Annotated in this window: 13 protein-coding genes; 6 read left to right on the forward strand and 7 right to left on the reverse strand. The window is 44.2% G+C overall.

Annotation, left to right across the window (positions count from 1 at the left end; translation table 11 throughout):
• Positions 1-15 precede the first annotated feature (15 nt).
• From J2T16_RS16395 to J2T16_RS16415, 5 genes are all read left to right on the forward strand, one after another.
• On the forward strand, positions 16-468 hold the full coding sequence (locus J2T16_RS16395; RefSeq protein ID WP_154889698.1) for a HEAT repeat domain-containing protein: 453 nt from the start codon (positions 16-18) through the stop codon (positions 466-468).
• A gap of 228 nt (positions 469-696) precedes the next feature.
• Complete coding sequence (locus J2T16_RS16400; protein WP_499018791.1) at positions 697-2727, forward strand: DUF1565 domain-containing protein; 2031 nt, start codon at positions 697-699, stop codon at positions 2725-2727.
• Between the two features lie 354 nt (positions 2728-3081).
• Positions 3082-3792 (forward strand): hypothetical protein, encoded by a 711-nt coding sequence (locus tag J2T16_RS16405; RefSeq protein WP_154889694.1) that lies wholly within the window; start codon positions 3082-3084, stop codon positions 3790-3792.
• 47 nt (positions 3793-3839) lie between these two features.
• A complete protein-coding gene (locus J2T16_RS16410) occupies positions 3840-4406 on the forward strand; it encodes a hypothetical protein (RefSeq protein ID WP_154889691.1) in 567 nt (188 codons plus the stop codon).
• Positions 4407-4419: 13 nt separating this feature from the next.
• A complete protein-coding gene (locus tag J2T16_RS16415; protein ID WP_154889689.1) occupies positions 4420-5268 on the forward strand; it encodes a hypothetical protein in 849 nt (282 codons plus the stop codon).
• 198 nt (positions 5269-5466) lie between these two features.
• Here the strand turns inward: J2T16_RS16415 and J2T16_RS16420 are convergent, their stop codons facing one another.
• The 5 genes from J2T16_RS16420 to J2T16_RS16440 form a co-directional block, all read right to left on the reverse strand.
• Positions 5467-6663, reverse strand: a complete 1197-nt coding sequence (locus J2T16_RS16420) for a DUF418 domain-containing protein (protein WP_154889687.1) — start codon at positions 6661-6663, stop codon at positions 5467-5469.
• 335 nt (positions 6664-6998) lie between these two features.
• On the reverse strand, positions 6999-7478 hold the full coding sequence (gene rlmH / locus J2T16_RS16425) for a 23S rRNA (pseudouridine(1915)-N(3))-methyltransferase RlmH (RefSeq protein WP_154889685.1): 480 nt from the start codon (positions 7476-7478) through the stop codon (positions 6999-7001).
• Positions 7479-7819: 341 nt separating this feature from the next.
• A complete protein-coding gene (locus J2T16_RS16430) occupies positions 7820-7987 on the reverse strand; it encodes a CxxH/CxxC protein (protein WP_090923561.1) in 168 nt (55 codons plus the stop codon).
• 426 nt (positions 7988-8413) lie between these two features.
• Positions 8414-8935: a hypothetical protein gene (locus J2T16_RS16435; protein WP_260510742.1), complete on the reverse strand. Its 522-nt coding sequence runs from the start codon at positions 8933-8935 to the stop codon at positions 8414-8416.
• A gap of 594 nt (positions 8936-9529) precedes the next feature.
• The gene (locus J2T16_RS16440) at positions 9530-10807 is read right to left on the reverse strand and encodes a S1C family serine protease (RefSeq protein WP_154890313.1); all 1278 of its coding nucleotides are present in this window, start codon (positions 10805-10807) and stop codon (positions 9530-9532) included.
• 597 nt (positions 10808-11404) lie between these two features.
• On the opposite strand from J2T16_RS16440, the gene J2T16_RS16445 reads away from it, so the two are divergent.
• Complete coding sequence (locus tag J2T16_RS16445; RefSeq protein ID WP_090923564.1) at positions 11405-11617, forward strand: hypothetical protein; 213 nt, start codon at positions 11405-11407, stop codon at positions 11615-11617.
• Here the strand turns inward: J2T16_RS16445 and J2T16_RS16450 are convergent.
• Together J2T16_RS16450 and yycI are read right to left on the reverse strand one after the other, a co-directional pair.
• Entirely contained in the window at positions 11586-12392 is an 807-nt protein-coding gene (locus tag J2T16_RS16450) for an MBL fold metallo-hydrolase (RefSeq protein WP_090923565.1), read from the reverse strand. The two genes, J2T16_RS16445 and J2T16_RS16450, sit on opposite strands and share 32 nt — an antisense overlap.
• A gap of 6 nt (positions 12393-12398) precedes the next feature.
• Positions 12399-13142, reverse strand: coding sequence for a two-component system regulatory protein YycI (gene yycI / locus J2T16_RS16455; RefSeq protein ID WP_090923623.1), 744 nt, complete (start codon positions 13140-13142; stop codon positions 12399-12401).
• Positions 13143-13414 lie beyond the last annotated feature (272 nt).

The following is a 13414-nucleotide window of genomic DNA, read 5'->3' on the forward strand; positions in this document are numbered from 1 at the left end:
TAAGGAGATTGAATCTTGACGAACAACCATGATAGTGGAGCAGTTAACGGACTACCAGAGAACTTTGAAGAGCTCAAACGAGCGGCTAATCGGTCTTCAAGCTGGAGAGACAGACTGAACGCGGTGAACGAATTGGGGAACTGGGACACAGAACCTACCATTAAGTTACTGCAGAATGTTTTGAAAAATGATCAAGTGTTCCAAGTGCGCGAAGCCGCATATCTCAAGCTCAAACAGTTGGGTGAAGAAGTACAAATGCCTGCCAAAAACAAAGGCGAGCTGTTTAAAGGTACGAACAAAATTTTGCTACGGATCAAAAAAAGCCTTCCCGAAGGTCACACATTTGAGGAATTCAAGGAAAAACTGCAAAAAACACGTCTGGATCTCTATGATACTTACGAGGGCGACAAAGATGCTGAGTTCGACTCCTGGCTCCATGGTATTTGGGAGACACTAGGTAGAAGATAAGATGGCTGCCGTTCACCGTATGAATAGCAGATTTCAAAATAATAGCCAAGTAAAAAGCCACTTCAAAAATGGAGTGGCTTCTTTATCTCTTCAGGGTCATCCCCACGAGATCAATGTCACCTGAACACCTGTTCATAAAACATCCATCTTCCTGTATATCCCAATACATTTATTTACTAGTATAATAGTGGAAACCAACAAACATTTTGAAATAGAAGGAGAGCTGTTATGGAATATCATGTATCCATACATGGGAATGATCAGGGAAAAGGAACAGCAGATCAACCCCTTCGTACCATATCACGCGCTGCGGCTCATGCCATGGCTGGTGATACAGTTATTGTTCATGCGGGAGTATACAGGGAATGGGTTAACCCAGCGAATGGAGGAACAGCCGAGCATCGAATCGTGTATCGATCCGCAGGAGACGGGGAAGTCGTCATTACAGGAGCTGAGCGGATTACCGACTGGAAGTCCGAAGGAAATGACGTTTGGAGCACAGAAGTGCTGAATTCCATCTTTTCCGTTCGTAATCCCTTTGAAGTGGAGCTTAGTGGAGACTGGTTGTTCGACGGGCCCTTCCCAGTTCATCTCGGCGATGTATATTTGGATGGCAAATCATTGTATGAATGTGCTAATGTTGAAAGCGTTCACAATCCGGAGGTTTGGCCCGAAGCCAGGTATTCCGAGGATTCACTGTTGAAATGGTATGCCGAGGTCGATTCTACGACGACGAAGATTTGGGCTAATTTTGGCGGAAAAGATCCTAGAAAAGAAAATGTAGAAATTAATGTACGTCCTTATTGCTTCTGGCCTGAGAAGCCAGGATTGAACTATATCACCGTGAGTGGCTTCATATTGCGTCAAGCTTCGCCTCAATGGGCGCCACCTACAGACTACCAGGAAGGTCTGGTTGGACCACACTGGAGCAAGGGCTGGGTTATTGAAAATAATATAATCAGTGAATCCAAATGCGTTGGTATTAGCCTGGGTACCGAAATGGGTACAGGTCACACCGACTCTTTGGAAAAGCGTAGTAAAGGCGGGACACAACGGGAGCAGGAGGTTATTTTACGCGCATTACGCTCCGGCTGGCATAAAGATCACGTCGGCAGTCACATCGTTCGAGGTAATGTAGTTCATGATTGTGAACAGGCCGGTATTGTGGGCCATATGGGAGCAGCCTTCAGCCACATTTACCAGAATCGGATTTATAATATTCATCATAAACGGCTCAGACACGGTGCTGAAGTTGCGGGAATTAAACTGCATGCTGCACTGGATACTCAAATTAGCGAAAATATAATGTACAGTTGTTACCGAGCGCTTTGGCTTGACTGGCAGGCACAGGGCACTCGGATCAGCCGCAATGTATTTTTTGACAACATTTCAGAAGACCTCTTCGTTGAGGTGTGCCATGGTCCATATATGGTGGATCACAATCTATTCCTCTCACCTATGAATTTCAGAAATATGGCTCAGGGCGGGGCATTTGCCCATAATTTATTTGCAGGCCGATTTGTCGTTCGTTCCGAAATCACACGGATTACGCCATATCACTTCCCTCATGAGACAGCCATGGCGGGATACTCCAATATCACGGGGGGCGATGACAGGTATTACAACAATATCTTCTTGGGTGATAATGACGCCGACGCCAATAAGGAACCTGTTCCAATCACCTTTTTTGAACATCTTCCCCTCAAACCAAGGGATGCCGTTGGAGAGAACGGGAAGACGGTTATGGATGGTGTGCCGGACGATTCCATTTGTTATCTGCATGCTGTGGGACTTGGTGGCTACGATCAACATCCGAATGTGAAAGATAAGAAGTGGTGGGAATACACCAAAGAAGAGCTTATGGAGCTTGGCGATGCCGCGAAGGATTTCTTTATAGGCAATGCCGTTCTCCCGGTAGCTATGGGTGGCAATGTATATCTCAATCATGCGGTTCCAAGTACTCACGAATCCGATGGGAAGGTCTCTAAACAGAAGGGCATAAACGTTGAGATTGATCCTGCTCTAGGTAAGGTGCAGATTCAGATCAATGAGGCCGAATTGCTTCGAGGTACCTCTGCCATGGTGATTACTACCGACCTGCTCGGAAAAACGTATCACGCCGATATGAAGTACGAGGAACCCGACAGCACTCCCTATCGCTTAGATTCTGACTTTATCGGCACAAAAAGACCGGATGCAGATGTTACACCAGGTCCGTTTGAGTTAAGGGAGAAGGGTATTGTTGAGTTTGGGATTTAGTTTGTTATTGAGGGTCCAGTCACTTTGGGTGACTGGATCTTTTTTGTGTGAAGCCTATATTCCGATAATCAGGAAATAAGGCTCTAATTGAAACGAGGCTCTGATTTTATTTGGGATAGCCTCTTACTTCAAAACATAAGAAAATAAGTGTGAAGATCACTTTTGACTTGCAACTGCTCAACGGAACTTTTTTTCTCTAAATACTATATTGTAACTTTACATGGAAATTAAAAATACATATATATTAATATATATGTATTTTATTGTATATTTACAATTTAAATAATAATGGTAATATATCCAAAGGGAATAACAGTAAGTATTTCATAAAATTATATTTAGGAGGAGAATAACTTGATCAAAAATAAAATTTTATCACTGTTGCTTTGTGTTTCTTTGTTCGCAGTATCCACTCCACAAACATTTGCTAACGGTGCAGTTGATCCAAATCCCAACACTGAAAGAGTGCTCACTGAAAAAATAAAGAGTGATACTTTAGAGATAATAGAAAACTCTAGAGGTTCAAATAGTGTCCAACCTCAGAGTGAAGTTCGTCCAGCTAATATCTTTAGGATTGTTATGGAGGCAGCTAAATTGCTCTTTGGAGCAACTAAAACATATAATAAAGTTACAGAGGCCTATGTTGAGAATGCTATCGAAAATGAGTTTAAAGATGAACTTCCTTTCTTAGTCACTCGGAATTCTTTAATTGAGGAATTTTGGCTTATTGGCACGAATGAATATGTGGAACTTAAATTCGGTACTAGTGACCGAGGATTAGAACATATCTTAAGCAAACATCATCCAAAATATTGGACTGGTCTAGGATACAGAGAATATAATTCATTTTTCAACGACACCACCAGCATGAGAGATATTATAAGTATTATTGCAGTAGTAGCAAATCAAACCCAAAACAATAAAAATAAAATAATCGCAAACAACAGTGGTAACGTTTCAGTAGATGGTACTTATGACGGTAAAAAGTATAGACTTGTTGTTAGTAGCGACTATGAAGTAGTAACTTTATATCCTTTGGGCTGGAACGTAGCTGAATCTAAATAATTTTTAATAAATATATTTCGTTAAGAGGATCGATATTTGGAGGGCTTATGGTTTCCATTCAAACGTTTCTTATTCCACCGCAACAATCACTTCCAGAAGTATATTCTTGTATGGGGACTGAAGAGTTGCGAGAGCTTTTTGTCGCAGTTGAACATTTTGAAAGTTTATATGTTGGCCAGAGTGATGAAATTCCTATGAAGAGTAATGAGCTTAATATTGCCGTTATTGTTCAAGATACTCACCAACTACTGATTGGATTTGAACAGTGGGGATTAGATTTGTGGGGATGCTATTTGTCAGTCTTAAAAATTTATATTGAAAGTGGATTTGAATATGGTGAAGGAATATACGGTATCGATCCAAAGTTGATATGCTTTAAAAAGATTGATAATAGGTTGATAGAAGTAACTCTAAAATATGATCCATTGCACGTAGAAAAGACTATATCTCAATTTATTTTAGAAGAACGTGATTTTCTTCAACAACTCATTACTGGAGCATCCAATTTTTATGCTTATATGAATAGCTACAATATCCATACAAGTAAAAAAACACTGAACTTCCTCTCTCAAACAATAGAGTTGTTAAAACAAACATATTCGAAAGAATTGTGAGGCGATTTTTTGCATGCGAAGATTAAAAGTATTTAGTATTGTTTGTGTTCTTTTCTTTGGAATTTCTACCACTATCTTTGCTAATGAGTCTACTTCAAATAGTGAAGCTTCGGAATTTATATTGAGAGAGTATCTTGAGGCCTCGGTTAATCAAGACTATGAGAGACTTAGTAGATTGACTGAAGACCATCGTTATAACAGTTTAGAAGAGAAGCAACAAGAGTATAAATCTTCTCTGGAGAATCCTTCAGAAGTACCTCTTTCATTTACAATCATTGATCAACAAAGAGTTAGTGATAAGGAATATAATTATAGTGTGAAGCTAGAATTTCCAGACAATGAAATAATAAACCTACCAATAAACATGAAAAATATCAATGAAAACTGGAAAGTAATTATAAGTACACAGCCAGTCAACGAGCAAAAGGGTTACGAAATAATAGAGCACGCTGATGACAATCTGATGATCCAAAAGAATCAAGCCCTAGCTGAACCTCAGCCTAGCACAAAATGCACTTGGAGCTTTTCAGAGAGAGTAGATGGACGCACATTCACCTCTTTGTGCAAAAAATTCGACTTATCTACCAAAGACTATAGAACAACTCTAAATCTTCAACAGTATAACGATCATAAAGATAAAATTATTCCTCTTATTAAATATGAAATATTTGAAACTAAGTTCTTTGGAGATAATCTTTGGGGATACACTGATGTATACGGAGAAAAAAAAGGAGTTGGCTTCAAAGCTGAAATTTTTGGAGATACTTTAAAAGCAACTAACTGTTATATCAAATTTTCAATTGAAAATAGCAAGAATACAGTTACTACCTTTAAAGGATTTGGGGAATTATATAGTTTCTGACCAAATGGGGCTGCCCATTTCATATTAATTAGAATGTCGACACCCCAAATCATTACAATTATTTATCATCCTTTATGTACATTAGATTAGACGTAAAGGCTCGTAATTACGTAGGGAGAGTAAATTATCCTACTTATACGAGCCTTTTGTTTGTTTCAGAACGATTCAACACATTGCTTTTGGAGAAGTTTGGTGATTTCATTCCTTTTTTCTTGGCTTCCCTCTCAAGGACATATATGTCCCAATCCTTAGGACATATTCCACTGGTCCGCTACTAAATTTTTTGAGATATAGATGACTGAACAATAATTGAATACCATATACAGAGAGTGCAATAATCACTCCAGCAAATACTCCAGCACGGCCAAACAGCCCCAATCCATATCCATAATAAATCGTTGTACAGATTACACTCTGCATTAGATAATTGGTCAATGAGAGACGACCAACCGCCTCGAACTTGACGAATATACTAGCTCGACTGTTTACAGAATAAAGTAGAGCAAACAAGTAAATGTAGCCTAGTGCGAGCAGTATCCCTCCCAACATCGATCCAAATTCGATGCACAACCAGTCTTCGGCATTGAATTTGGGTCGTAGCACACTATAAACTTTAAGCAGCAAACCGATTGGTAGCAGAAACAAAGCACGGCGAATATACATAGATCGCATCGCTAGTGGATCATTAAATGTACCAATTCTAGCAGCACGCATGCCAAGCAGAAACATTGGTAGTGTCATAAGAGGAGCTAACACCAAGGCTAACAGGAGTATCCCTTTATCCGACTCCCCACCGAATGGACTAACACTATTACTAAAATCTCTAATCTCTGTGTAGCTACCGTTTCCAAAAACATTCTGACTCTGTATGATATAACTCTCCATATGTGTCGATACATCAGCAATTGGATTCATTGGATTGAACTTCAGAATATCCAGCAATCCAACTCCGGTGAGTAGCATTAACGCCAAGATAAATAACGTTTTTGGATTTCGATTTAGAAACAGAAGCAAGAAGAATCCGAGTACACCGTAGATCGTCAAGATATCCCCTTCCCATAGATAAGTTATGTGAAGTATCCCAGTAACCAACAACAGTAGGAAACGACGAGCCAAATGGTATTTCGGTCGTAAATCTCGTGATTCTAGACTTTCAGCCAGCTTAATCATTCCAAAACCGAACATAAATGCAAAAATCGGCATAAAACTACCCACCACAGTGATAAGAAGTAAGGAGTGAAGAGTGCGGTCTGCACCATCGATTCCTAACAGTTGGGGTTCACTCTGTCCAAACATTCCGTATTGGAAAGCCAGCATATTCGCCAACACAATGCCTATCAGACTGAATCCACGTAGCCCATCAATTAATTGGACGCGATTTTTTGATGAGTTCAAACAATCACCTCTTTTTTTATAATCGGCCTTATATCTATCCTTTTATTTACTGTAGATTTTTCAAATCCTATATAGATTAAAAATAGAGACTTACTTAGGCGACATTTCTTTTTATAAAAAGTGCTTGAGGGCTGAGACCTAGTATTTCTCCTCGCTCTTCATTCAAATTCAGTTTACATGGTATCATATAAAATTAAAAATTTAATTGATTACTTAATGAAAGAACTCTCACTTGCTTGTGTGACAGTCTTTATAACCAATAGGCAGGGCAGTCCCTCCTCACGAAGTGGGTACACTTCCACGCTCGGAAAGTATAAAATGTAGAAATTTCTCCCTTACTTGTGGTATGGTTCACCCCGATTTATCTTCACTGCACGATAAATCTGTTCCACCAGCACCAGCCGCATAAGCTGATGCGGCAGGGTCATGCGCCCGAAGCTTAAGCGCTGCTTCGCGCGGCGCAACACCTCATCGGAGAGCCCATGGCTTCCTCCGATGACAAACACGACATGGCTCGTCCCATATGTGCCGAGCTTGTCGATCTCTACAGCCAGCTCCTCTGAACTCCAGAGCTGGCCATCCAGTGCGAGCGCGACGACATGCGCCTCGCTCTTCAGATGCGCGAGGATGCGTTCGCCCTCGCGCTCTTTTACCGCCCGCACCTCAGCTTCGCTCAGGGTATCGGGCGCTTTCTCGTCTGCGACCTCGATCATCTGAAACTTGATGTACGGGGCGAGCCGCTTGGCATATTCCTGAATGCCCAGCGTTAAATATTTTTCCTTCAATTTGCCTACGCCAATAATTTGAATTAACATCTCATCATTCCTCCTGAATCGTCGTCTTGCCATCCATCTATATGTTAGATGCTTCAATCGCATCGTTCATGCAAACCAAGTTCATTCCAAAACTCTAACGATCACCACAAACCTTATTCAGCTCGAATCGCCCACTTTTAAAATCTCCCATGCCACAGCCGCTCGCTCCCTACAAACGCAAAAAGAGCGCTCAACACGCTCTCTCTGCACCTTGCTGTGATGTTCATACCGGATCGAACCAAGTCTAACGCCAGAAGCACTACCGCTACGCTACTACGCCATGCCAACGATATCCCATAGCAACATCCAATAGCACCCCTGGCGGCCTGCTCTACAGTACGCTAAACGACAAGGAATTCCGCGTGCTGATCGCACTCAGCGCATTTGGCAGGCGGGTCCCAGTCGGCAAATTCCGTCTCCTTCAGATCCACGATATCTGGAGCGTCCTCATATTCATCCACAAACATGTCGATGGCAATGTCCACGTGTTCTTTGCATACAACGTACATCCGTCAAGCATCCTTTCTGTCACCAGCTATGTTCCCGATTCACAACCGCTTATCCCATTACAGGATAGCCACTTCTCAGTTCTATCACACCTGCCGCGGAAAAGAAACCCCCACCTCGCAGATCGGCGCAAAAACTTGCCACTCTTACACCGAAAAGCCTTCCTCTTAGCATTAGCAGATATATCTTGCCCTCTTCTGTCTTACCAAACTCAAAAACCAGAATTATTTCCTATAGCACCTAAGATACCAAGGCACACCACCGCGTATAAAAAAGCACCCCCTCAACAATACCCACCCACAGGTATCCTTGCTGGAATGCTTCAACTTTAATTTAACTCCAAGCGCATTCACGCTCTTACTTTCATCCTTACTCTACCCTTGTCGTTACCTTTGCTCTATCCTTAACCTTACTCCTCAGCTACCAGCCTACTCCAATCCCGACTGAGCTTTCGTAAGCAGTTTCCCGCCTTGAAAAGCAATTACCGCGTTGCCGCCGTTGCCAGCTGTGCCTTTATAGTTGTACACCACCATGTTCTCGGCTTCACTTAGTGCTTCACCTTCACCGCCTAGAATATTGATGACCTCTTCCACGGTCATGCCAACCTCCAGCTTCTCATACTGGGCAAACGTAATCAGTACCCCGTCTCCTTTTCCAGCAGATCCGTTGTTTCCTCCAGCTGTCGGTGTTTTGCCACCCGTCCCTTGTCCAGCAACGCCAGCTGTACCAAATTCATTCAGCTTTTTCTCAAGTGCAGCAATTTTCTGCGCCTGCTCATCGCTTTTAATTCCCTGCTCGGTCAGCTTTTTCTCCAGGCCAGCAATCTTCTCCTGCAACGCGCTCGTATCTACTGATGCAGCTGGTGTGCTCTCCGATCCACAAGCAGATAACAACAGCATCGATAGTGCCAAGCTTGTTCCTCCAAGTACTTTTTTCTTCAACAGATTCATCTCCGAATCCCTCCATTTTCAGATTAGCTAGCCAGATCACACGTTATCCAGCTGTTATTTGCAACAACGATCTATGTAAACACATTAAGAACAGTTTACCATACAGGCGAACAAATGTATCTGCGCCTTTCGCTCCAAGTCTTTCTGTCTATATAAATTGAACTAAAGATTTTACACAGTCCACTCCGATGACAGAATAACCTGGAAAGTAGCGGTTATCCCCAGATTTTTTTTAATTCCCTTTTCCAAAGGGAAAATCCGGTGATAAGCGTATGCTTCCGATGTAGCTTTCTTGCAGAAAGCTTTCAGGCGAGCGCTTCGCTTTTCCAGGTTTTTTCTGTCCTCTTCGTTAACGTGTAAAAGAATAGTTCAACTTATATAGTTGTGTTCTGCCCTACCCTTAGCTTCTACCTCATGCTCCACTAACATAAAAAGAGTGGTCAGATATTCTGATCACTCTCTCCACTCTCATCTTGACTCATGATCACCTTATCAGTATGACCATGTTCCATGACATATGATCATTTCAGTGAAACAACCTGCACCTCATGCTCCACTGTCACAGCCCCACAAACTTCATAAACTCATCAAGCCTTACTCCGGCTTATCCGTCAGCTTCACAGAAACTTTCTCCGCTTTGCCATCCCGATAGAATGAGACCTCTATTGAATCGCCGATCTTTTTCTTATCGTACAGGAATTTCCGCAGGTCCAGCGTGGAGGTGATTTTTTGCCCATCAAATTCCGTAATCACATCGTTCAGCTTCATGCCTGCCTCGGATGCCGGGCCGGAAGCCTCGAGTACGACCACACCGCTATCCACGTGGGATGGCAGTTTGAGGTCCTTGCGCTGATCATCATCCAGTGGAGCATACGGATTGCTCAGATCAACGGTGTACACGCCAAGATAAGGACGGGATACTTTGCCGTTCAGCAAAAGGGAATCCACCGTTTTCATCACTTCGTTCATCGGAATCGCGAAGCCGAGACCCTCAACGCCGGTATCCGAAATTTTCATCGTGTTGATGCCTACAACCTTGCCATTCAGATCAACCAGTGCTCCGCCGCTGTTGCCTTCGTTAATGGCTGCATCCGTCTGAATGACGTTTTGCTCCCAGTCATATACCCCATCCTGATTAATGGATACAGGCAAAATCCGATCTGTGTAACTAACGATTCCCGAGGTCAGCGTACCCCCAAGTCCCAGCGGGTTACCGATCGCCAGCACCGTCTGGCCGCGTTGCAGCTTGCTGGAATCACCGATTTCTGCCGCCGCTCCGAGGCCTTTGTCGTCCGTTGACAGTACCGCGATGTCACTCACCCGGTCTTTACCTACCAGTTTGGCTTTATGTGTTTCCCCGTCCACCGTCACGATCTCCAGATCACTGGCACCTTCCACGACGTGGTGATTGGTCATAATGTAGGCTTTGCCATCTTCTTTTTTGAAAATAACCCCAGACCCCAGCGCGGAATCTTCCATCGACAGGCTACTGCCTGTTTTATGATTCACGATGCTGACAACAGAAGGACGTACTTCTGCCGCCGCGTTGATGATGCGGTCGTAAGGATCAGCGACCTGTGCGGTCTGTGCAGTTCCACTACCTTGACCTGCCGCATTCGCCAGAGGTAATTGCGTTGCAGGCTGGCTGATGAAGCTGAACAGCGTAACCGTCACGATGGAGCTAATCACCGAACTGATCACAGCTACCTTGACGGTAGAACTGAATTCCGAGCGTGATCTACGCGGATTGCTCCAGCGATCACGTGCGCGTTTTCCGCCTCCCGGGCGGATGATCTGAAGTTTGCCTTTCTGTTCAGGTTCGGCGCGTCTTGATACCTTGGTTGAATAAAAATCGTCTCCAAACAATCCCATCGTGATCCTCTCCCCTTCGTTGTCACGCATCAAGACCCTGACTGCCGCCCAAGTTATTGCATGGATGACCAGTGAAACTCCCTGTTTCCCCATGCCTTTTTGCTTTTTAACAAAATGGTCTTGCACATCGCTACATTCCCGAACAAGGCCCGGAACGAACGTATATATACAACAGGATGGCACTGCATCCGTGTGCTCTATCAATCATGCTCTCGCCTATTGCGAGATTCGAGATTCCATTTCATACGCAAAAACAGCCAAAATCATAATACTCCTTATATACTAAACACTTTATATCCCAAAAAGTTGCATAATTACGTAAATAAACGTAAATTTTCGCGATAACTCCCTTAACAATAAAGGTCCATACTATCTATCACCACAAAATGGGATACGCTAAGCGTTATTCTTTCGAATTCATTAAACTTTTTCCATCCCAACTCATTCCAAATTACAAGCGGTACAGCTACAATTTCAGCATACACATCCCGCCCGGAGAATGTTAGCGGCAAAAAGAGGAATGTTTTCCACCCAGCCTGACTACAATAATAGTAAAAGAACAATTCAAAGCTTCATAGAATGAAGGAGGATTCCACAATGGAACGCACGCGAACACTCACAGCTATGGACGAAGTTCATATGGCGGCCAAGCTGGCTGATCTCAAAGAAGAACATTATCGTAACACACTGGCGCTCAGCACCATCATTGAACTGCTTATTGATAAAGGCATCCTCACACGCGAGGAAGTGGAGCGCAAAGCCGCCGAACTGGACAGCTTTATGGCTCACCCACCCTATCCCATGGTGTAGGACGATCATAATACGTATCACAGAGCTTGAACTCATGATCCCGATAAAAACAGCCACGGCTTTCCATCGCATCACGCACCGACATTTTAGCCAAATCCATCATATTATGATCCCGGCTGAGATGTGCCAGATACGTACGTTTGATACGTCCGTTCATCAGTTCACTAAGCGCCGCACCTGCGGCTTCGTTCGACAAATGCCCGATGTCACTCAAAATCCGGCGCTTGGTGTTCCACGGATACCGCCCCATGCGGAGCAATTCGACATCATGATTCGCCTCCAGCACAAGCACATCCGAGTCCGAGATCGCATCGCGAACCTTGTCGCTCATATAACCGAGGTCTGTTGCCACAGACAGCTTCTCGCTACCATCGTCGAATGTATAACCTACCGGTTCAGCCGCATCATGCGAAATACCGAACGACTCTACGCGCAGCGAGCCAAAATCATGCTTTTCACCCGTTTCAAAAATCCGCCGGTTCTCCTCGGGAATTGCTCCGACCGACTTCTCCAAAGCCGCCCACGTATTCGTATTTGCATAGATCGGTAAATTATATTTCCGAGACATCGCGCCTAGTCCTTTAATATGATCCGAATGTTCATGTGTCACCAGAATGCCATCCAGTTCCGTTCCCGAAATCTCCCGTTCCAGAAACAATGCCTCCAGCCGCTTCGCGCTAAGACCCGCATCAATCATGAGTGAAGTGCCCCCATGCTGAATGACTGTGGCATTACCTGTCGAACCACTGGATAACACCGTAAAATATATCCCCATAACGCATTACTCCCCTGGTTTATCTGACTTGGGACTGAATACATCCCCACTGATGCCCTGCACGTACAACACTTCGCCACTTTCCAGCACGAACCGCCATGCCGGCATCGCTACCTGTATATCTGAATTGAACAACTGGCCGTAATAGCCCAGCTGTATGTCTTTCACAATTGCATTGTTTGGCAAAAAGTTTTCGATCAGCGTTCCCAGCGCCTTTGACGCCGGAAGTACCTGCTGATCGCTCTCCTCGGCGGTCGTAATCCGCACGGGAGTCTGATGATAACCCGTGATTTTCTGATCGCTGTAGAACAGCTCCAGACTCACGTTAAAGAGCGGCCATTTGCCGTCCACCAGCGGGTGGAGCACAAAAGCCCCATCTTCCGCCATCAGCTGATCCAGCCGGTACGTGCCGATTTGCGGAATCTCCGCCTGCAGCGCGTCCGCCAGCTCGCTTGGCGAGAAGATCAGCTTGCTGTCCACCGGCTCCTCCAGCTCCACTTCAATCCCCGACTTATCCTCTTCGGTAAACTCATAGGACAACTTCGGCAGCTTCGGCGTCTCATTCGGAATCGGTGCCAGCACCTGGATGCCTTTCTCTTCCATCGCCTGCTGTGTATTATCTGCGAGCGAGGTGAAATCCAGATTGGCTCCGGCCGTCTCGCGTGCATCCATCCAGATCTGATATCCCAGCACCAGATTCAGCAGCAGAAATGCATATATTAATACATTTTTCGCCCGTCCCCAATCCAGACCATTCACCTCCTTATTTACCTGATCGCCTAATATATCCTTGCTTCCACGTTGCCAACGCATCCTCGTATCCTAATAACCAGTAGCCAGTCACACGTTTCGCCTTCTTGTTCAGCTACTTAGAGTTTGTTTGGGCTCATTTTGTCTTATGTGACTTTGGTTTTGCTTGGCTTGGTTTGACTTGTTTTGGCTTGGCTTTGTTTACCTCTATGCCGATGGCCCCTTCAGGCTAACGATCACCAGGAACCTTATTTGCCCCATTTCAGGCTCAT

Source organism: Paenibacillus intestini, assembly GCF_030803945.1.
GTDB lineage: Bacteria > Bacillota > Bacilli > Paenibacillales > Paenibacillaceae > Paenibacillus > Paenibacillus polysaccharolyticus.